General features: G+C 67.7%; 19 protein-coding genes, 1 tRNA gene, 1 rRNA gene and 1 pseudogene. 7 read left to right on the top strand and 15 right to left on the bottom strand.

Annotated elements, in window-relative coordinates; translation table 11 throughout:
* Nucleotides 1-15 precede the first annotated feature (15 nt).
* Nucleotides 16-130: ribosomal RNA gene (rrf, locus tag VFQ64_RS03060) — 5S ribosomal RNA — on the top strand.
* Between the two features lie 77 nt (nucleotides 131-207).
* Nucleotides 208-284 (top strand) — tRNA-Met (locus VFQ64_RS03055).
* A 201-nt stretch (nucleotides 285-485) separates the two neighbouring features.
* On the opposite strand, the gene VFQ64_RS03050 is transcribed toward VFQ64_RS03055, so the two are convergent.
* From VFQ64_RS03050 to VFQ64_RS03040, 3 genes are all read right to left on the bottom strand, one after another.
* A complete protein-coding gene (locus tag VFQ64_RS03050; protein WP_325101829.1) occupies nucleotides 486-1730 on the bottom strand; it encodes an NAD(P)/FAD-dependent oxidoreductase in 1245 nt (414 codons plus the stop codon).
* On the bottom strand, nucleotides 1727-2563 hold the full coding sequence (fghA, locus tag VFQ64_RS03045; RefSeq protein WP_325101828.1) for an S-formylglutathione hydrolase: 837 nt from the start codon (nucleotides 2561-2563) through the stop codon (nucleotides 1727-1729). The genes VFQ64_RS03050 and fghA overlap by 4 nt, the downstream gene beginning before the upstream one ends.
* Nucleotides 2564-2638: 75 nt before the next feature.
* Complete coding sequence (locus tag VFQ64_RS03040; RefSeq protein WP_325101827.1) at nucleotides 2639-3751, bottom strand: S-(hydroxymethyl)glutathione dehydrogenase/class III alcohol dehydrogenase; 1113 nt, start codon at nucleotides 3749-3751, stop codon at nucleotides 2639-2641.
* 194 nt (nucleotides 3752-3945) lie between these two features.
* On the opposite strand from VFQ64_RS03040, the gene VFQ64_RS03035 reads away from it, so the two are divergent.
* The gene (locus VFQ64_RS03035; RefSeq protein WP_325101826.1) at nucleotides 3946-4983 is read left to right on the top strand and encodes a substrate-binding domain-containing protein; all 1038 of its coding nucleotides are present in this window, start codon (nucleotides 3946-3948) and stop codon (nucleotides 4981-4983) included.
* A 4-nt stretch (nucleotides 4984-4987) separates the two neighbouring features.
* Here VFQ64_RS03035 and VFQ64_RS03030 read toward each other — a convergent pair whose 3' ends face one another.
* The 10 genes from VFQ64_RS03030 to VFQ64_RS02985 form a co-directional block, all read right to left on the bottom strand.
* Entirely contained in the window at nucleotides 4988-6064 is a 1077-nt protein-coding gene (locus VFQ64_RS03030; protein WP_325101825.1) for an aromatic ring-hydroxylating dioxygenase subunit alpha, read from the bottom strand.
* A 127-nt stretch (nucleotides 6065-6191) separates the two neighbouring features.
* Complete coding sequence (locus VFQ64_RS15580) at nucleotides 6192-6338, bottom strand: hypothetical protein (RefSeq protein WP_414712854.1); 147 nt, start codon at nucleotides 6336-6338, stop codon at nucleotides 6192-6194.
* Nucleotides 6339-6886: 548 nt separating this feature from the next.
* Nucleotides 6887-7162, bottom strand: coding sequence for a hypothetical protein (locus VFQ64_RS03020; RefSeq protein ID WP_325101824.1), 276 nt, complete (start codon nucleotides 7160-7162; stop codon nucleotides 6887-6889).
* Nucleotides 7159-7605: an MFS transporter gene (locus VFQ64_RS03015; protein ID WP_325101831.1), complete on the bottom strand. Its 447-nt coding sequence runs from the start codon at nucleotides 7603-7605 to the stop codon at nucleotides 7159-7161. The genes VFQ64_RS03020 and VFQ64_RS03015 overlap by 4 nt, the downstream gene beginning before the upstream one ends.
* Nucleotides 7606-7786: 181 nt before the next feature.
* Complete coding sequence (locus tag VFQ64_RS03010; RefSeq protein ID WP_325101823.1) at nucleotides 7787-7933, bottom strand: hypothetical protein; 147 nt, start codon at nucleotides 7931-7933, stop codon at nucleotides 7787-7789.
* On the bottom strand, nucleotides 7930-9054 hold the full coding sequence (locus VFQ64_RS03005) for an FAD-dependent oxidoreductase (protein ID WP_325101822.1): 1125 nt from the start codon (nucleotides 9052-9054) through the stop codon (nucleotides 7930-7932). The genes VFQ64_RS03010 and VFQ64_RS03005 overlap by 4 nt, the downstream gene beginning before the upstream one ends.
* Nucleotides 9051-10025, bottom strand: a complete 975-nt coding sequence (locus tag VFQ64_RS03000) for a fumarylacetoacetate hydrolase family protein (protein ID WP_325101821.1) — start codon at nucleotides 10023-10025, stop codon at nucleotides 9051-9053. Before VFQ64_RS03000 ends, VFQ64_RS03005 begins: the two co-directional genes overlap by 4 nt.
* A gap of 45 nt (nucleotides 10026-10070) precedes the next feature.
* The gene (locus VFQ64_RS02995) at nucleotides 10071-11006 is read right to left on the bottom strand and encodes an NAD-dependent epimerase/dehydratase family protein (RefSeq protein WP_325101820.1); all 936 of its coding nucleotides are present in this window, start codon (nucleotides 11004-11006) and stop codon (nucleotides 10071-10073) included.
* Complete coding sequence (locus VFQ64_RS02990; protein ID WP_325101819.1) at nucleotides 11003-11497, bottom strand: cupin domain-containing protein; 495 nt, start codon at nucleotides 11495-11497, stop codon at nucleotides 11003-11005. Before VFQ64_RS02990 ends, VFQ64_RS02995 begins: the two co-directional genes overlap by 4 nt.
* A gap of 15 nt (nucleotides 11498-11512) precedes the next feature.
* Complete coding sequence (locus tag VFQ64_RS02985) at nucleotides 11513-12673, bottom strand: alpha/beta hydrolase family protein (protein WP_325101818.1); 1161 nt, start codon at nucleotides 12671-12673, stop codon at nucleotides 11513-11515.
* A gap of 378 nt (nucleotides 12674-13051) precedes the next feature.
* Here VFQ64_RS02985 and VFQ64_RS02980 point away from each other — a divergent pair, with 378 nt between their 5' ends.
* From VFQ64_RS02980 to VFQ64_RS02965, 4 genes and pseudogenes are all read left to right on the top strand, one after another.
* A complete protein-coding gene (locus tag VFQ64_RS02980) occupies nucleotides 13052-14290 on the top strand; it encodes a TonB-dependent receptor (protein ID WP_325101817.1) in 1239 nt (412 codons plus the stop codon).
* Nucleotides 14287-15054 (top strand): glucose 1-dehydrogenase, encoded by a 768-nt coding sequence (locus tag VFQ64_RS02975; RefSeq protein ID WP_325101816.1) that lies wholly within the window; start codon nucleotides 14287-14289, stop codon nucleotides 15052-15054. Before VFQ64_RS02980 ends, VFQ64_RS02975 begins: the two co-directional genes overlap by 4 nt.
* Before the next feature lie 34 nt (nucleotides 15055-15088).
* Nucleotides 15089-16112: pseudogene (locus tag VFQ64_RS02970) on the top strand (aromatic ring-hydroxylating dioxygenase subunit alpha).
* 53 nt (nucleotides 16113-16165) lie between these two features.
* Nucleotides 16166-16984 carry a hypothetical protein gene (locus VFQ64_RS02965; RefSeq protein ID WP_325101815.1) on the top strand — a complete coding sequence of 273 codons (819 nt, stop codon included), beginning with the start codon at nucleotides 16166-16168 and terminating at the stop codon, nucleotides 16982-16984.
* Nucleotides 16985-17051: 67 nt separating this feature from the next.
* Here VFQ64_RS02965 and VFQ64_RS02960 read toward each other — a convergent pair whose 3' ends face one another.
* Both VFQ64_RS02960 and VFQ64_RS02955 read right to left on the bottom strand, forming a co-directional pair.
* On the bottom strand, nucleotides 17052-18194 hold the full coding sequence (locus VFQ64_RS02960) for a DSD1 family PLP-dependent enzyme (protein WP_325101814.1): 1143 nt from the start codon (nucleotides 18192-18194) through the stop codon (nucleotides 17052-17054).
* Complete coding sequence (locus VFQ64_RS02955; RefSeq protein WP_325101813.1) at nucleotides 18194-19453, bottom strand: D-arabinono-1,4-lactone oxidase; 1260 nt, start codon at nucleotides 19451-19453, stop codon at nucleotides 18194-18196. Before VFQ64_RS02955 ends, VFQ64_RS02960 begins: the two co-directional genes overlap by 1 nt.
* Nucleotides 19454-19455: the final 2 nt, after the last annotated feature.

The following is a 19455-nucleotide window of genomic DNA, read 5'->3' as shown; positions in this document are numbered from 1 at the left end:
GCACCGGCTTCATTGCCTGGTGATCTTAGCGTCGGTGTCCCACCCGATCCCATCCCGAACTCGGCCGTGAAACCCGACTGCGCCGATGGTACTATCGCTCAAGCGATGGAAGAGTAGGTCGTCGCCAGGCATTGCAGCCGGTGCGGGCACGAAGTCAGAAGAACCCATTCACATGTCCTTGCCTCCTCAATGGAGTGCAGGTCTTGGCGCGGGGTGGAGCAGCCCGGTAGCTCGTCAGGCTCATAACCTGAAGGTCATAGGTTCAAATCCTATCCCCGCAACCAACCTGTCATCCGTTCACGCTTTGGGCGCGCTTGCTCCTTTGCTGCTGGGACGGCGCTGATTCCAACATCTAAGATCCACCGCTCTGACTCACGTCCGGGCGGTTTTTGTCGTGGGGGGGACGTCGGCACGATCGGGGCTGTCCGGGTGCTGCGCCTCTCAGGCGGCGTTGCCAACACGGGCAGGTCACCCTCGCTCTGGGTTCAAACGTCCGGGGCGTCCGCGCCCGGCACTAGATCTCTAAGCGGCACCGAGGGATCGGCGAGGCGGGCAATGTCGGGTGCCGGCTGCAGCAACAGCGCCTTGCCCTGCACATAGTCCCTGACGGTGTTGACGCAGTCCAGCGCGATGATGCGGCCGTGCTTCAGGTACGCCACCGAGAAGCTGCGCCATGACGGGTCGCCGCGGATCACTTCTCGGTCGTGCCCGGTCGACAATCCTATCGTCTGCAGCTTGAGATCATACTGGTTCGACCAGAACCAGGGCGCGGCGGTATAGGCCGCCTGCTCTCCCAGGATCGCGCGTGCGGCGGTCGTGGCCATGTCGTTCGCGTTCTGCACCGATTCCAGCCTGATCGGCTGCTCCTCGGCGAAGGAGCTTCGATGCAGCGCGCAATCCCCGATCGCATAGATATCGGCTAGCGAGGTGCGGCAGCTGACATCGACCGCCACTCCGTTGCCGCCCTCGGCACCGGCGGCGACGAGCGGCTCGACGGCGGGGACGATGCCGATACCCGCGACGACCATATCCGCGGACAGCACCTCGCCAGTGGCCAGTCGGACCCCGCTCGCGCGGCCGTGCCGGCCTTCGATCGCCTCGACGCTCTGACCAAGCCGCACGTCGACGCCGTGGGCGCGGTGCTCCGCCGCGAAGAAGCGCGACAGCGTCGGCCCGGCGACACGGGCCAGTACGCGGTCCTGTGCCTCCAGCACGGTCACCCGCTTGCCGAGCTTGGTAAGCCCGGCCGCCGCCTCCAGGCCGATATAGCCGCCGCCGACCACGGCAACGTGGGTCGTTGCCGCCAATTCCTCACGCATGCGGTCGACATCGACGCGGCTGCGGACCGAGTGGACGCCGGCGAGATCGTGGCCGGCGCAGGACAGGCGTCGCGCATGTCCTCCCGCCGCCCAAATCAGGATGCCGTAGCCGATCTGCTCGCCGTCATGGGTCGTAACCGCATGGGCGACCGCGTCGACCGCGACCACTCTTCGCCCGGTCAGCAGCGCGATCTCGCGCTCGGCCCAAAATGCAAGCGGGCGGATCAGGATGCGCTCGAACGGCTTGTCGCCGGAGAGATACTCCTTGGAAAGGGGCGGACGTTCGTACGGAGGGTTCGCCTCCTCGCCGAGAATTGCGACCGAGCCTGCAAACTTGCGCTGGCGGAGTGCGACCGCGGCGCTCGCCCCGCCATGGCCGCCGCCGACGATCAGGACGTCGTACCGCCTCACTGCAGCCGCTCGGCATGCCAGCGCAGATGGTCGGCCATGAAGGTCGAGACGAAGTGGTAGCTGTGGTCATAGCCCGGCTGGATCCGCAGCGTCAGGTCGATCGCCGCCGCCGCGCAGGCGTCCTGAAGCAGCTCCGGGCGGAGCTGGCTGTCGAGGAAAGGATCGGCGTCGCCGACATCGACGAGAAGCGCTGGCACCCGCGCGCCGTCCTCGATCAGCGCCACCGCGTCATGCCCGCGCCACGCCGCCCGGTCGGCCCCGAGATAGGCGCCGAGCGCCTTCTCTCCCCACGGCACCTGCGACGGTGCCGCAATCGGGGCGAAGGCGGAGACGGAGCGGAACCGCTCGGGATAGCGGAGCCCGGCGGTCAGCGCGCCGTGGCCGCCCATCGAATGACCGGTGATCCCCTGCCGCTTCATGTCCGCCGGGAATGCGCGCGCGATCAGTCCGGGGAGCTCGTCCATGACGTAGCGCCACATCCGGTAGTGACTCGCCCATGGTGCGTGCGTGGCGTCGACGTAGAAGCCCGCGCCGAGCCCTAGGTCGTACGCGCCCGCCGGATCGTCGGGGACGCTGTCGCCCCTAGGACTGGTATCGGGCGCGACGAAGATCAGGCCGAGCTCGGCGCAGGTGCGACGATACTCGCCCTTGTCAGTCACGTTGGCATGGGTGCAGGTGAGGCCCGAGAGATACCAGACAACCGGCAGCACGGCACCGACGGCATGGGGCGGCACGAACACCGAGAAGGTCATGTCCGTGCCAGTGCTGGACGAAGCATGGCAATAGACGCCCTGCACGCCGCCGTGCGATCTGATCGTCGAGATCGTCTCCATGTCAGTCCTCGGCCCCCATGGTGACCGCCAGCCTGTGCTTCTCACCTTGGCGAGGTATCGCGAGCAGCGGCGCCATCAATAGACCACCACGGAACGGATGCTGGCGCCGGCGTGCATCAGGTCGAAGCCCTTGTTGATTTCGTCCAACGACAGGACGTGCGTGATCATCGGATCGATCGCGATCTTGCCCTCCATGTACCAGTCGACGATCTTGGGCACGTCGGTGCGGCCCTTGGCGCCACCGAATGCGGTCCCGCGCCAGTTGCGCCCGGTGACAAGCTGGAAGGGGCGGGTGCTGATCTCTCGGCCGGCTTCGGCCACGCCGATGACGATGCTGGTACCCCAGCCGCGGTGGCAGCATTCCAGCGCGGTGCGCATCACCTCGGTGTTGCCCGTCGCGTCGAACGAATAGTCCGCCCCGCCATCGGTGAGTTCGAGCACCTTGGCGATCGTCTCCTCGCGTGACAGGCCGCGCGAGTTCAGGAAGTCCGTCATGCCGAAGCGGCAGCCCCACTCCTCGCGGTCCGGGTTGATGTCGACGCCGATGATCTTCGCGGCGCCTGCGAGCCGCGCGCCCTGGATGACGTTGAGGCCGATGCCGCCGAGCCCGAACACCACCACGTTCTCGCCGACCTGTACCTTGGCCGTATTGACCACCGCGCCGACCCCGGTGGTGACGCCGCAGCCGATATAGCAGCTGGTCTTGAACGGCGCGTCCCGCCGGATCCTGGCGACCGCGATCTCCGGCAGCACGGTGAAGTTCGAGAAGGTGGAACAGCCCATATAGTGGAAGATCGGCTGGCCCCGATAGGAGAAGCGGCTGGTGCCGTCGGGCATGACGCCCTTGCCCTGGGTGGCGCGGATGGCGGTGCAGAGGTTGGTCTTGCCTGACAGGCATGACTTACACTGGCGGCATTCAGGCGTGTAGAGCGGGATGACGTGGTCGCCGGCCGCGACGCTGGTCACGCCCGCGCCGATCTCGCGGACGATGCCGGCGCCCTCATGGCCGAGGATGGCGGGGAACAGCCCCTCGCTGTCGAGCCCGTCGAGCGTGTAGGCGTCGGTGTGGCAGATGCCGGTCGCCATTATCTCGACCAGTACTTCGCCGGCCTTGGGACCCTCCAGATCGAGTTCGACGATCTCGAGCGGCGTCTTCGCCTCGAACGCCACGGCAGCGCGGGTTTTCATCTCTTCAGCTCCATGGCGGTGCGCGACGTGCAGGCGCCGAATGCCTGCCCTTGTCCGGAACACTATAACGGCCTGCTTCGCCGGGCCATCCCGATCGTGACAGCCGTGCCGCCGCTACTTGTTGGGCGATGATATCGCAAGCGCATGCAACTGCAATGGTTGGCTAGGAGGGGCCATCGCGATATGGCCTCCCGATGGCCAAGAAGTCCGCTGAGCTACCCGCGATCGCCACGGCCGGCGATGTCGCCCGCATGGCCAAGGTCTCGCAATCGGCGGTGTCACGCGCGTTCACCCCGGGAGCCAGTGTCGCACCCGACACGCGCAAGCGCATCCTGGAGGCTGCCGAAGCGGTGGGATACCAACCGGACATGATCGCGCGGTCGTTGATGAGCGGACGATCGAACATCGTCGGCGTCGGCGTCGGCAATATCGTCAATCCCTTCCTCAGCGCGACGCTGGACCTGCTCACGATCAAGCTCGCCGAAGTGGGTTTGCGGCTGTTGCTGTTCTCGACCGACGACAGTTCCATCACCCAGGTGCCGGCGCGTGAGGTGCTGCAATACCGCCTCGACGCGATGGTGTTGCTGGCATCCGCCCTGTCCGACGAATTGGCTGGCCATTGCGCGCGGGCACGCGTCCCGGTGATTCTCTACAATCGTCAGGCACAAGCGGGCGCGCCGGTCTCGAGCGTCAGCGGCGACAACATCACGGGTGGCCGATCGCTCGCCGCGTTCCTGTGCGCGAGCGGGCATTCCCGGTTCGCCTTCATCAGCGGTATCGCGGCGTCACTGGCAAGTCAGCAGCGCGGCAGCAGCTTCGGCGCCTATGTCAGCGAACAAGGACATGCGCCGCCGATCGTCGAGTGCGGCTTCCATACCTATGAAGGTGCAGCGGCGGCGGCGCGACAGTTGCTGCTGCGGGCCGATCGCCCCGATGCGATCTTCTGCGCGAACGACATGATGGCGCTGGCGGCGATCGACGTCGCGCGATCCGAGTTCGGCCTGGCCGTCGGTCGCGACATCTCGATCGTCGGTTTCGACGACATCGCGATGGCGCGGTGGCCGAGTTTCTCGCTGACCACCTATGCGCAATCGACCGCGCGGCTGGTCGAGGAAACGGTGGCAATCATCCAGTCCGTCCGCGGTGGCGCGGAGCCGATCCAGACGATCATTCCCGGCACGTTGGTGGTCCGGAACAGCGCTCGCACGCCGAAGGTCGCAAGCTGGACCTGACCGCTTACGCCGCGGTTTCGACTGAGGAGGCTGCTCGCCGCCGCTCGGCGGAAATGGCCCGGTCGATCATCATGCGGGACCGCACTCCGCCGGCGTCGATGTTGAGCTTGAGCAGCCGGCGTTCGGGATAGCGCGCCAGATTGTCCTGTTGCCGCTGCAGCATCTCCAGGTCCTCGCTGAAAATCTTGTGCTGGCCGGCGCGGATGCTGTCGGTCATCGCCGGATCATCGACGGCGTAGTAGCGCGCCATGCCCCAGAAGTACCAGTGCGAGCCGTCGGTCTCGGGCGTGATGAAGTCCACGACGGTGCTGGCGATCTTCGTGGCAGGATCGGCGTCGATGCCGCCATGGCCTGCGGGCGCGACGCCCACATCGATCATCACGCTGCTCGGCAGCGAGAAGCGACAGATCTGCCAGCGGTCGACGGCCATGTCCTCGTCCAACCCGAGGCCGCGCATCACCATGCGATAGAAGGGCGGCGCCTGGATGCCGTGCATCGCCCGTTTGGTGATCACCTCGTCTTCGGTGGTCGTGGTCGCGACCGAAGCCTCGTCGATCTCCTTCTGCCCGATGCTGGAGGCATGGACATAGGTCTCGTGGGTGAGGTCCATGAGGTTGTCGATCATCAACCGGTAGTCGCACGCGATGTGGAACATGCCGCCACCATAGGCGCAGGCCGGGTCCTCGGCCCAAGGCTGGTGGCGCAGCGCGGTGGGGTCGGCCGTCGCTCGATCGCCTGGCCATACCCAGATGAAGCCATAGCGTTCGATGACGGCGAAAGCGCGGATCGGCGGGAAGTTGCGGACCATCTGCCCGGGCATGCTGCGCGCCCGGCCGTCGCAGCCGACCTCCAGGCCATGATAGCCGCAGACCAGCGTACCGTCGCGCACGAACCCCAGGGACAGGGGGGCGCCACGATGGGGGCAGAAATCCTCCACCGCCGCGGCCTGCCCGTCATTGCCGCGGAAGAACACCATCCGCTCGGCACAGATCGTTCGCCCCAGCGGCTTGCCGTCGATCTCGTCAGGGGTGCACGCGACGTACCAGGCTTCGGTGGACCAAGACGGTTGATTAGGTGACATCATACGATACCCTCAGCAAGCGCCTGATCCTGAGTGCTTGTTCCGCCTTTACCGAACAAGCGAGCGGTCAACCTGTCCGAGCATGACGCGCTTATGCCAGTCTTCCGGCGCCGAAGCTATGCCCTGATCAGATCGGCGGTGCGACGAACAGGCCGCTGTCGGCGACCGGCTTGGGCATGGTGTGCGGCCCTCCTTGCGCGATCCCCCACTGGTCGACGGCGTCGTCCTTCGCTTCGTGGAACTCGGCGACATGGGTCTCGTCATCGACCGCCACCAGCTCCGACGTGTATTCGACCGCGAAGCCCGCCGGCCTCGAGAAGTAGCTGAAGGTGTTGTTGCCGGCGGTGTGGCGCCCGGGGCCCAGCGCAGGTCGGTGCCGGCGCGCTTCAGCCAGCCGATGCCGCGCATCATGTCGTCGACGGTCAGCATGTCGAACGCAACGTGGTTCAGGCACGGCGGCCCGGGCGCGACCGCGAGACGATGGTGCCATTCGTTGCAGCGCAGGAACGCTATGAAGTCGCCCAGCCAGTCAGACAAGCGGAAGCCCAGCACGTCCATGAAGAACGCGACCATCGCCTTGTGATCGGGCGAATGGAGGACGATCGATCCTCTCCAGCGGCGTCGCGTCATCATCTTCCCACCACAGTAATCGATGTTGCATGCGCTTGCAACGTGTGAACAGCCTATCCGTCAGGACTGGCGGCGGCGATTACGCCCGTAGCTCTGCGGGCGGCACACGGTCGGCATGGGCCAGGCGAAGGCTGGCCGCCACCGCCAGCGAGCAGCCGCCGAGCACTGCAAAGGTCGCCAGCACGCTGCCGGTCAGCCAGGCGGTGAGGAACGGCAGCGACAGTGTCGATCCGAACTGGCCGAGCCGAACATCGACTGGAACACCGCCGTTCTTAGGCCGCGCGCCTCGAAGGGCAGGGGGTTCATGGTCCAGGTGAGCAGCGTCGGCATCAGCAGCCCGGCGCCGAACAGCCCCACGAACGCCGCGCCGGCATAGCCGACATCACTCGTCCCGCCCATCGCGACCAACCCCATGGCGATGACGGAAAAGGCCAGCCCGAGCAGCATCGTCGTCGACAGGCCGGTCAACCGACGAAAACCAATTTGCCAATCGGATTGCCCAAGCTCGCGACGGCGGTCAGCAGACCGATCCGCCCGGGATCGAGCGTCCCGAGCGCGGCCAGGCCCAATCCTTGCTGCAAGACGAGCGTGTAGAACAGCACCGCGCCGAAGCAGGTGCACAGCGCCGTCAACCACAGATACTTGGCGAGCGGAGCGTCATCGCCGCCGCCGGTTGCGTCAGGCGCCGGCTCCCAGGTGAAGAACAGCATGGCGGGCACGAACAGCAGCGATACCGCGACCGCGCCGCGCCAGCCGAACGCGTCGCCGAGGAGGCTGCCCAGCCCCAGGAAGACGGCGGCCGACAGGCTGACGACCGTGCTGATCATCGCCAGCCACTTCGCGCGCGCCGGCCCCCGGTAGTAGTCGCCGATCATCGTCGCGCTGACGACGATCACCGCCGCGTCGCAGATCCCAACACGACGCGTGAGGCGAATACGGCGGCGAAACTCGTCAGGACCATCGGCGCGAGACCGGCCAAGCAGAGCAGCGCCGCGATCAGCAGCGGCCGTCGCCCAACGCGGTCACAGACCCATCCGAATTACGGCGACAGCAATGTGATGCACAGTCCGGAAACGGTGAGCAGCGCCGGGATCAAGTATTCGGCGTCGGCATGCCGCCATATTCCTGGAACAACAGCGGCACGACCGGCACCAGCAGCACCGCGCCCATCGTCGCCAGCACCGCCTGCGCGACCAGGATCACCCCCTGCGTCAGGCCGGCCTCCCGGCTCGGGGTCATACCGGCTCCGCCAGCGCCTGGGTGGTCAGCCGCATCAGGTCGCGGACGTCGCTGTCGCGCCCGCCCTCCTGCTCGAAGCGGCCGATCTGGACGCTGTTCTCGACTACCAGGCGCGCGCGCTCCAGCCGACGCGCCGTGAAGCGGACCCAGCCTTCGGCGACGCTGTCGGCGGCCATCAACTCCTCCGCAAGCACGATCCCGTCCTCGACCGACAGCCCCGCACCTGTTGCCAAGTGCGGCGTCGTGGGATGAACCGCGTCGCCGATCAGCCCGATGCGGCCGATATTCCATGGCGCAGGCAGTGTCATCGCAAACAGCGGACGGTAATTGGGTTGCGAGTCCGGCCCCAACCCGGCCCGCACCGCCGCGACGTCGCCGCCGAACGGCGCGAGGATGTCGCGCATGCCGTGCAGCAGCTGGTCCTCGGCGACATGTGGATTGCCCGGCATGTGTGTCGTCGCGAACATGTACATGCTGTCGGGCGAGCAGGGGTTCATGCCCAGCTTGCACTCCGGCCCGAACCAGATCTGCGAGCAGGTGACGTTCGCCGGTCGGGGGGCGAGGATGCGCCAGCAGCCCTGGCCGGTGAACTCCAGCTTGGGCGCGCCCGGAAACAGCCGCGCGCGCAGCCGCGAATGCGAGCCATCGGCGCCGATCACCGCGTCGTAGCGGCCGGATGTGCCGTCCGTGAAGGTGACGTGCACCCCGTCGTCATCCTCGACGAAGCCGTCGACCGTCACTCCGAGCCGCACCTGCGTACCGTCGGCGACGGTGCGCTCGGACATGATCCGGTGCAGCACCGGACGCAGGATGCCGCCTGCGGCAGGGATGCCGGGCTCCAGCACCGGCGAGTCGAGCGTGCTGATGAGGATGCCGTCAGCGCTGTAGAACTCTACCCGATCCGAGAAATACCCTTCTCTCGCGATGGCGTCGATGAGACCCAGCCGATTGAACGCGCGCAGCGTCGGGCCAGTGATGGTGATGCCCGCGCCATAGACCCGCCATTCCGGATCGATATCGACCAGATCGACCGCAACCCCGCGTTGCCGCAGCGCGATGGCGGCGGACATGCCGCCGATTCCGCCGCCGACGACCAGCGCGCGGGCGAGCGTGGCGTTCACGCGCGCACGACGGTCTGCGCGATCGCGCCGAAAGCCGGCAAGCCATCCCAGGTTCTGGCTTCCATGCGGATCGTGTCGCCAAAGCGCATGAAGTCGGTGGCCGGCTTGCCGGCGGCGATGATCTCGATCGCACGGACTTCCGCCACGCAGGACGAGCCGACTTCGGCATAATTCTCGTTGGAGACAGTTCCCGATCCGATGATCGTGCCGGCGCACAATGTCCGCGTCCGCGCGGCATGGGCGATCAGCTCCGGAAAGTTGAAATCCATGGCATAGCCTTCGGCGGCGCCGACGCGCTTGCCGTTCCAATCGATCAGCAGGGGCAGGTCGACCCGACCGTCGCGCCAGCCATTGCCCAGCTCGTCCGGCGTTACCGCGACCGGCGCCATCGCGATCGGTGGCTTGGCCTGGATCCAGCCGAAGCCGGTCTGCATCTCGGTCTTGCCGAGGACGCGCAGCGACCAGTCGTTGATCTGGACGACCAGGCGGATGTGCTCTGCCGCCTCCGCCGGTGTGGCGCCCATCGGCACCTCGTCGATGATGACGCCGAACTCTCCCTCGAAGTCGATGCCGTCGTCTTCGGTCGGAAAGGCGACGTCGGCGGTCGGCGGCAGGATCTGGTCGGAGATACCCTGGTACATCAGCGGCCGCTCGCGCGTGACCGGCGGCAGGCCCATCATCTTCTGCATGAGGTCGCCGTGGGTGCCATAGACAGAGCCGTCGAGCCACTGCCAGGCGCGCGGCAGGGGCGCGAGCACGTCCGCGGTGGCGAAGTCGAACGCGCCGTCCGCCTTGCCCGCGGCGAGAAGATCGGCGCGCGCCTTGAGCGCCGGCTGGACCGCGGGCCAGCGTTCGATGGCGTCCTGCAGCGTGGCTGCGATGTCCTCAACCGCCACCGCCTGGGCGTGATCGTGAGAGACGATCACCAGACGGCCGTCGCGCGTGCCATTGGCCAGGGTTGCAAGTTTCATGGATCCGTCTCCTGAGGCCGACTCCTGCCGGTCTGGGGTGGTGGTTTAGAGGGCTCGGGCAACCAGTGTCGTGACGTCACCATCGTGGTGGAAGCCGAGTGAATTTGCCAGCGCCGTCATCAACGGCGGCTGGCGTCCGAACTGCGCCTCGAGCGCCGGGTCCGGTGCGTAACTGACCGTCGTCCGGCTGTTCGGCCAGCGCGCATGCAGCGCCCGCACCAGATCGGCGAAGCGCACGGTCTGGCACGGCAGGTTAAGCGCGCGCCTGGCGCCGATCCGCTCAGGAGCAAGCGTTCCCGCATGGATCAGCGCGTCGATACAGGCCGGCGCGGACAGCAGCCAGGTGGTGCCGTCCGCAGAGACCGGCAGCGTCAGATCGTCGCCCGCGCTGAACACCTCGAATAGGCGGTTGAGAAAGGCAGACTTCATCCGCGCGTCGGCGCCGGGTTTGACAACGATGCCGGGCAAGCGCAGCGCCAGCCCGTCGATCCACCGGCGCGCGCTCATCTGCTCGACCGCGATCTCCGCCATCGCCTTTTGCGCGCCATAGATCATCGTCGGGTTGAGGCGCGTGTCGTCGTCGATGTGCGCCGGCCAGGGTGGGCTGAATACCGCCACCGAACTGGCGAAGACGACGCGCGGAGGGTCGGTATCGTCACGCACCGCTTCGAGCAGGGCGAGTGTCGCGTCGACATTGACGCGTCGCGCCAACGCCGGATCCGCTTCCGCCGCTCCACCGAGGACGCCACCGATGTGGTACAGCAGCGCACAGCCGCCTTCGAGCAAGTTCGCGCGCACCGCCGGCTCGGCGAGATCGCCGGCCACCATCCGGACCCGCGCCGGATAATCGCCAAGCCTCAGGTCGTTGACGGTGATCCGCGCGCCCGCAAACGCCGGCTCGGCGAGCAGCCGATCGACGAGCAGGCCGCCGACGAAGCCGCCGGCGCCGGTCACCACGATGTGTCGACCTGCCAGGCTCACGGGTGGACTTCTTCCATGACCTGACCGTTCACCACCACCGGCGCGGCCTCGATCAGGATAAAGGCGACGCGCGTGATTTCCGTCTCGGACGGGTTGCGCCAAAGGTGATTGGTGCCGCGCTGGACGACGATGTCGCCGGCCGCGAGTTCGACCGTTTCGCCGCCGTCGAGGGTGAGTTCGAGGCGTCCCGCGATGACCACGCCATAGTCGATCGAAAACGTCCGGTGCATCGGCGAGGGCTTGCCCGGCACCATGTCGACCACACGAATCACCGATCCGCCCTTGATCAGCCCTCCGGCAGCGGTCGGACCATCCGAGCCATTGTTGAGGTCGGCCGGCACCGTGCCGGTGGTCCAAACGAACTGGAACGCCGCGTCGCCGCTGGGGATCATCGTCGGGGTGAGGGTGTCGATGCTCTTGATGATCGACTTTCCGGCCTCGTCATGCGTCGTGACGACACGGCGGAAGCTCTTGAAATCCGGGTCCGTCATGGCTGTCACTCTCCGTCAGGCGATGGTGCCGCCGAACCGCTGCGCGATCCAGTCGGCGATGAAGTCACGGCCGACCGTGCCATTGTCGGCGCCGCAATGTTCGACCTCGAAATCACGGTGGGTGAAGATGCGCAACTCGCGCTCGGCGCTGTTGACCGCCTGATCGTAGGAGCGGTGGGCGTATTCCACCGGGATCTGCCGATCGTTCTCGCCATGGGTGACGAGAAAAGGCACCTTGATGCGCTCGACGACGCCGTCGAGCGACATTGCCGGTGCCCAATCCATGAAGGTGTCGAGGTCGGGCTTGCCGAACACCCACATGACATGATCCCAATAATGGGGCACCGGGTTTTCTCCCTCGCGCATGCGGCGGCGCTTCTGCATCTCGCCCCAATCGTGATTGGCACCTTGCACCGCGCATAAAGCGAAGCGCGGCTCCATCGCCGCGGCGCGCGGGGCGTAATAGCCTCCGAGCGAGAGGCCGAACATGCCGATCCGTGCAGGGTCGACGTCGGCGCGACCGGCGACATAATCGAAGGCAGGCGTCGCCCAACGCTCCGCTTCATGGGTGCCGACCAACTCGCGCAGCCGCAGGGCCTCGCCCGTGCCGGGCTGATCGACGAGCAGCGTCGAGATGTCGCGCCGCGCGAATGCCTGGGCCAGGCCGTTGCCGAAGATCTGCTCCTTCATGCTGTCCAGGCCATTGCAGCTGACCACGCACGGGGCAGGGCCGTCGGCGGTGGCGGGCGCCCTGACGAACAGAGCGGGGAAGCTGGACCCCTCATAGGGTATGTCGACGAACTCGACGGCGGCCCCGTCCAGCTCGACGAAGCGGCGGAAGCAATCCAGGCCGCTACGGTATGCGGCCCAGCGCGGCGCATAGTCGCGCGACTGCAGCCGTTCGGCGCTGAGATAATAGCCGCTGGCGCGGAACAGCTTCTGCGCGGCCGACCAATTGCGGCCCGCCGCCTCGTCCTTCGCGGCATTGGCGACGATCTGGTCGGCGACGGCGATCCAGCTGTCGAAAAACTGCGCGCTGCCGGCGTCCGCGCCTTGCGCGGCGGCCTCGCGGACCGGCCGGCAAGCGGCATCGACCTCGCCGTGGTTGCCGCCGCCGAGCATCGCCAGATTAACCCCGAGGTTCCAGACGTAGTTCCCGGGAAAGGGCTCAAACACCGGCTGTCCCGAAGCCAGGGCGTCCTGCGCACCGAATTTGAGCCATGGTCACTCTCCCTTGCCTGTTGTCACCATTGTGATCGGCAGTGCCCCTAAACGGACCAGCTAGAGTATGCAAGCGCATGCAGAGAACTTTCCTGGAGCTTGCGAGGCGTTAGGGCCTGTTGTGTAAGTCAGACGGCCCGCTCAGACCCGCATCCAGCAAACATGCTTTTTCTTCGTTTCCCTCCGAAGTGAACACTCTGCAAACCAGATGTCCGGCCGCTTGACACCACGACCAGGAAGTCGCTAGTGCAAGCGTATGCAAGAACTGCGCAAGTGGCCGCAACGGGAGGATAAGTCGATGCACAAGATGACGCTGCTGGCTGCACCGCGCTGATGACGCTGGCGATCGGATGGCCTGCTTTTGCCCAAACTGCGGAGCCAGGCGCGCTGGCGGGCGATGCCACCGCACAGGTGCCGAGCCAAGGGTTGGAGGACATCATCGTCACCGCGCAACGCCGGAGCGAGTCGCTGCAGCGCGCCGCTGTCGCGGTGGATGTGGTCACCGCCGGCGACCTGGCGGCAGCGGGGGTGGTTACGGCCACGACGCTGAACGCGGCGGTGCCGTCGCTCAGCGTTCAGCAGGGCGGCGGCGCCAACAACGTCTTCTTCATCCGCGGCGTCGGCAACTTCACGCTGAACGGCTATTCCGACCCGGCGATCGCCTTCGATCTCGACGGCGTCTACATGGGTCGCCCGACCTCCACCACGGCGACCTTCTTCGATCTGGAACGGATCGAGGTGCTGAAGGGGCCGCAGGGCACGCTGTACGGGCGCAATGCGACGGGCGGCGCGGTCAACGTCATCCCGGTGCGACCGCGGATCCACGAACTGTCCGTTGCCGCATCGGCCGGGTACGGCAATTACAACGCCAGCGATCTCGAGGCGGTAGTGAACGTGCCGCTGGGACCGCTCGCGGCGTTCCGCATCGCGGGCAAGCTTGTCGATCGCGACGGCTACAACCAGGACGGCACGCTGGACGACGTCGGACACGGAGTCCGCGCGCAGCTGCTGTTCCAGCCGACCGACCGGCTGAACATCCGCTTGGCGGCGGATTACTCGCATCAGGACGGGGCGGGGCCCGGCGGCAGCTATCTGGGACATGAGTTGTTCACCGCCGGCGCCCGCCACCGCGACCTCGCCGGCGAACTACGTCTTCGTGCCTGCCAATCTCGATCCGTTCAGCGGCCTGCACTCGCCCGCGGCGCGCGCGTATTTCGCGCATCGCACGACCCCCGCGCCACGGATCAACCCCGAGCCGCTCGCCTATCCGTTTCTCAACAACGGCTATTGGGGCGTGTCGGCGGAGATCAACTGGACGATCGACGCAGGCACTCTGACGGTGATCCCGGCTTTCGCGAGTCCGAGTTGCGAGGCGAGCGTACCGCTGCCGCAAAGCCCCTGGGTGATCGCGGGCGGGGTGATGCACACCGTCGTCTTCAAGCTGGCGCTGTTCGCGGCCCTGGCGCTGCATGTCGCCGGCGCGGTCAAGCATGCCGCCGTCGATCGCGACTCCGCCATGTTCCGCCGGATGTGGGGGCGGTGATGGCCCTGCCGATCAAGGAAACCCGATGACCCTCGACCGCTATTTCGGCCTTGCTGGCAAGACCGTCCTGCTGACCGGCGCGACCAGGGGCATCGGCCTGGCCATGGCGCACGCCTTTGCCGACGCGGGCGCGAAGCTGGTGCTCGCCAGCAACGAGGAAGCGGAATGCCACGCGCTCGCGGCCGAACTGCCTGACGCGATCGGTGTCCCCACCGATGTGACGGACCGCGCCCAGCTCGCGGCGCTGGTGGCGGCGGCGGAAGCGCGGTTCGGCGGCATCGACGTGCTGGTCTGCAACGCCGGCATTCCCGGTCCGTGGGGCCCGATGGCGGCGGTGACCGACGCCGAGCGCACGGCGCTGTTCGCGATCAACCTGGAGCATCCGCTGCACCTGTCGAACCTGGTCGCGCCCAGACTGGCCAAGCGCGGTGGCGGCAGCATCGTGCTGACCGCGTCGATCGGCGGTATGCGTGGCAATCAGGGGGTCGGCACCTATGGCCTGACCAAGGCGGCGCTGATCCAGCTCGCCCGCAATCTGGCGGTCGAGTGGGGACCGCAGGGCGTGCGCGCCAATGCCATCGCCCCGGGCGTCATCGCGACGAGCTGGGCCAAGAACATCCTGTCGAACCCGGACGCCGCCGCCAAGCGGCTACAGATGACGCCGCTGCGCCGCATCGGGGAACCGTGGGAGGTGGCGGCGACGGCGCTGTTCCTGGCCGGCCCGGGTGCTGGGTTCATCACTGGGCAGGTGGTGGCGATCGACGGTGGCACCCTCATCACCGACGGCAGCTGAGGCGGTGACGCCGTTCCTGCGCGAATGCTGGTACATGGCCGTGTGGAGCGAGGCGATCGCGACAGGCGAGGGCCTGGCCCGCACCATCATCGGCTTGCCGATCCTGCTTCATCGCCGGTCCGATGACGGCCGGGTGCTGGCCGTCGACGAGCGCTGTCCTCACCGCTTCGCGCCGCTGTCCATGGGACAGATCATCGCGCCGGGGGTGGTGCGATGCGGCTACCACGGCCTCGAATTCGATCTCGCCACCGGCCGGTGCCTGCGCAATCCTCATGGCCGCAACCTGGTCCCCAAACAGATGCAGGTGCGCAGCTACGCGGTGGTCGAACGCGACCATATCCTGTGGCTGTGGCCGGGCGACGGCATCCCGGACGAGAGCCTGATCCCCGATTATTCAGTGCTGCGCGATCTGGGTCCGACTGTGTCTCGGCGCGATCACATGACGATGAGCGTGCCGTTCGATCTGATCGTCGACAATCTGGTCGACTGCAGCCGCGTCAACTTCCTCCACGACAGCATCCTCGGCAATGCGGCGATGAACGCGGCTGGCACCACCGTCACGCAAGCCGGCGACGCTGACGGTCACGCGCCACATGCGCGACGTGCCGCCGCCTGCCGTGCACGACCGGCTGTTCCGCGGCGACGGCGCGCCGGTCGACCACTGGCTCCACTTTCGCTGGGACCTGCCGAGCAGCCTGCTGCTCGACACCGGCATCACCGCGCCGGGTGGCGACCGCGCTGACGGCACCGGCTATTACGGCATCCACATCCTGACGTCCGAAACAGGGACGAGCACCCATTATCATACCTGCGCCAGCCGCTGGAACGTCATGCCGGGGTCGGAAGCTGACGACGTCCGGCGCGAGCTGGCGGATCTTCGGCTATATGCATTCCAGGAGCAGGACGAACTCATGATCCTGGCCCAGCATCGGTCGATGCAGAGCATGCCGGCCGGCACCCGCCAGGTGCTGATCAAGACCGATATCGGTGTCGCGCGGTGGCGTCGAATTTACGCCGAGCACCAGGCGCGCGAGCGCGGCGAGCCGGCGGCGCATTGACGAAGGGCCCGTGCGCGGCGACGGTGCCGCCGCGCAATGGCGGGAGAGCGAGCATGCGGGCGTGGATGCTGGCTGTGACGGCGATCAGCTGCGGCAACGCGGCCGCGCAGCAAACCCCGACGAGCACGTCGCCGGCCACCGTCGTCGCGCGCTGGCCAGCGGAGGAGGCGCGTCAAGGCGTCGCGGCTGATGCCCAATACTTCTATGTCAACGGCAACAACATGGTGGGCAAGTACGACAAGCGGACGGGTCGTCGTGTCGCGCGGTGGGAGGGGCCGCGCGCGCGCTTTCCGCACATGAACTCGTGCGTCGTCGACCGCGCGGAGCTGGTCTGCGCCGCATCTAACTACCCTGCCGTACCTATGGCCAGTGTGATCGAGGTCTTCGCTACCGCCACCATGCGACACAAGCGCAGCATCACGCTGCCACCGCAGCCGGGGTCGCTGACCTGGCTCGAGCGGCGTGGCGCCGACTGGTACGGCGCGTTCGCCAATTATCCCGAGGCGCGCGGCGGCGAGCCCGGCCGCGATCACCGCTGGACGCGCCTGATACGCTTCGACGCGCAGTTCCGGGCGACCGGGTCGTGGCTGTTCCCGCAGACCGTGCTCGACCGTTTCGCGCCGATGAGCAACTCGGGCGGGTCCTGGGGCGAGGACGGGCTGCTGTACGTCACCGGCCATGACCGGCCCGAGCTGTACGTGCTGCGTTTGCCCGAGGCGGGGACGACGCTCGATCACCTCGCCACGGTCGCGATTTCCACCAACGGCCAGGCCATCGCCTGGGATCGGTCGCAGCCGCGCATCCTGTGGTCGCTCGACCGCGCCACCCGCACGGTCGTGGCGAGCCGGATTCCGCCGGTGAAGGCGCCTTAGACCCTGATCCAACCCCGCGGATCGGCCCTCCCGTGCGGGCGGCGCGTCATCCAAGCCGGATCACCCTCTAGCGCGCCCGCCCGCGCGCGCTCACCGGCCAGATGTCGACCAGCGTGTCGGCGCGGACCAGATGGTAGAAATCGTACAGGTTCACCGTCGGGTCGCAATGCGGGACGACCAGGCTGACCGCGTCGCCCGGGCGCAGCGTCTCGCCGATGCCGGGGGCGACCAGCGCGCCGTGTTCATCGCCCATGAAGGCGAACGTCGCCTCGGCGGGCGCGCCGCGCAGCACGCTGGGCTTGCCGCCATCGGTGGAAAGCGATTTGAACCCGGCGTCGAGCGTCACCAGCGCGGCATGGTTGGCGCTCACCACCCGCGTGTCGACGGCGAGCGAGGTCTCGAAGGGCGCGATCGCGTCGCCGGCGAGATCGCAATCGAGGTACTGGCGATCCATGAAGACGTAGGACCCCGCCTGCAATTCAGTAAAGATGCCGAGTTCCAAATCGATGCGGTGCGTCCCCGTGCCGGACCCGGTGACGATGGTCGGCGCGAAGCCCGCCTCCGTCAGCGCGGCGATCACGGTGCGCAGATAGGCGGTCCGCTCCTCGATCGCGGCGCGGCGCTCGGCGAAGCTCTCGATGTGCTGCTGGGCGCCGCAATAGAATTGCACACCTTGGTATCTCAGCTCCGGCGCCTCGGCGATGGCGGCCGCGAGCGCCACGGCGGCCTCGGGAGAGGCGACGCCGGTGCGCCGGATACCGGGATCGATGTCGATGACCGCTCCTAGCGTGGCGCCCTCGGCAGCGAGCGCGCGGGCGGTGGCGGCGGCGACGCCCGGGTGGTCGAACACCGCCATCAGCCCGGGCGACCGCTTCGCCAGCGCGGCCAGCCGTGCGATCGCCGCGGGCGAGGTGACGGGGGAGGTGATGAGCAGGCCCTCGATGCCGCCGTCGGCCAGCACCTCCGCTTCGCCGATCTTGGCGCAGCACGAGCCCACCGCCCCGGCCGCGACCTGACGCCGGGCGATATCGACGCTTTTGTGCGTCTTGGCGTGGGGGCGGAGCGCGATATCGTAGCGCGCGACCAGCGTCGCCAGGGCTGCGATATTGCGGTCCAGCGCGTCGAGATCGAGCACCAATACGGGGGTGTTGAGCGCCGCGCGGGAGCCTTGTTGGCCGATGAGGTGGGTGTGCAGCGTCACGTCGTCCATCAGCCGAACAGCTCCCGCAAATGGCCGTTGAGGAACTTGCCGGTGGGGTCGACGCGCCGGCGGACCTGGCGGTACTGCTCGGCCCGCGGGTACAGCGTGTCCACATCGTCGCGGGTCAGCCGGTGCCGCTTCGCCCAATGCGGGCGGCCGCCGCCGGCGCGGAACATGGCCTCGGCCTCCGCGAACAGCGCCTGCCAGGGCATCTTCACATATTGGTGCATCGAGATCGACGCGACCGGGCCGGCGTTCATCGGGCTCATCCAGATGTCGTCGGCCGCGACGAGGCGGAACTCGAACGGAAACGCGACCGGCAGGCGGCGGCGGCGGATCCAGCCCACCACCTCCTCCAACGTCTCCAGCCCGGCCGCGCGCGGCATCTCAGACTCCATCTCCTCGAAGCGCAAGGCGCGCTCGGACGGGAAGATGACGTGGGCGGGCCCGCGGCGGCGCCCCGTCATCGGCGCGCTCATCATCCGCCGCTGCAGCCACGGCACCGCGACCGGCAGCCTCGCGCCGATGTCGAGCACGCGCCGGAACGCCGCCTCGTCATCCGCCCTGCGCGCGGGCGGCGGCGCGCAGGCGTCGGTCTCGTCCAGCGTTTTCAGGATCACGTCGTCGGTATGCGGAAAGAGGAAGAACTCGACGTGACGATGCCGCTCGACCAGCGTGTCCCACTGCTCGCGCACCTCCGCCCAGGGCCGCTTCTCGATGCGTTCGTGGAGGTGAAAGGCGGGCACCACCGCCAGCTCGATCTCGGTGGCGATCCCGAACAGCCCCAGCGACAGGCGCTGCGCCTCGAACAGTTCGAGGTCGGTGTCGCGGTCGCACCACACCGTCGCGCCGTCCGCTAGCACGAGCCGGAAGCCGCGCGCGAAGGTCGACAGCGATCCCAGGTCGCGGCCGGTGCCGTGCGTACCGGTCGCCATCGACCCGGCCACCGACTGCGGATTGACATCGCCTTGGTTGGCGAGCGCCAGGCCATGTTCCCAGAGCTCGGCCGTCAGCCGCTTGAGGCTCCAGCCTGCGGGCACACGCGCGCTGGCGCGGTCGGCGGCGACGTGCAGCTCGCCCTCCATGTGCGCGAGCGAGACGATCAGGTCGTCGGACGCGCACAGCGGCATGAAGCTGTGCCCCGCACCGGTCGCGCGCACCTGCCTCGCCCGCGCCACGGCGCTCGACAGCGCGCCCTCGTCGCGCGGGTAGACGACCGCGCGCACCTCGGCGGCGACGCTGCCCGACCAGTTGCGCCAGCGCTGCACGG

Origin of the sequence: Sphingomonas sp., from assembly GCF_035714405.1 — a bacterium.
GTDB lineage: Bacteria > Pseudomonadota > Alphaproteobacteria > Sphingomonadales > Sphingomonadaceae > Sphingomonas.
This window is presented reverse-complemented; position numbering and strand designations above follow the sequence as displayed.